The organism is Alsobacter soli, from assembly GCF_003004785.1.
In the GTDB taxonomy this organism is placed as follows: Bacteria; Pseudomonadota; Alphaproteobacteria; order Rhizobiales; family Beijerinckiaceae; genus Alsobacter; species Alsobacter soli.
Genome location: NZ_PVZS01000082.1, coordinates 1 through 489 on the forward strand (window position 1 = coordinate 1; position 489 = coordinate 489).

At 69.1% G+C, this 489-nt stretch carries 1 protein-coding gene; it reads left to right on the plus strand.

Annotated features, from left to right (window positions below; all coding sequences use genetic code 11):
* Window positions 1–489 (plus strand): cache domain-containing protein (locus SLNSH_RS25100; protein ID WP_245422476.1); only part of this gene is annotated, 489 nt, incomplete at both ends.

A 489-nucleotide genomic window follows, 5' to 3' on the forward strand; every position in this document is an offset into this window, starting at 1 on the left:
AAGGGGCACTTCCCCCTTGTCGCCATGGCGATGGCGGCGGCGCTGCCGATCTGCTTCTTCGGCGGGCTGGTGGCGTATGTGCTTGCGGACAGCGGCCGCGAGTCCGCCTGGCTCGAGGCGCAGGCCACGGCCGCCCAGGTCGCCGAGAAGGTCTCGGCCGAGCTCTCCAGCCAGCAGCAAGTCCTCCAGACCCTGGCTTCCTCCACCGCCCTCGACCACAAGGACAAGCCCGACCTGAGCGCCTTCTACGTCGAGGCTGCCCGGGTCAAGCTGGCGCACCCGCTCTGGGAGACGGTGGAACTCGTGAACCTGGACGGGGATCAGGTCATGAACCTGTTCCGGCCCATTGGGCAGCCGCTTGGCCGGACAGCGGACCGGGAAAGCTTGCAGGAGGTCATTCGCACAGGCCGCCCGGTGGTGGGCGGAATCGGGCCTGTCGGCAGCGTCTCGGGACGACGGCTGATCGCGATTCGGGTCCCGGTCGACCGC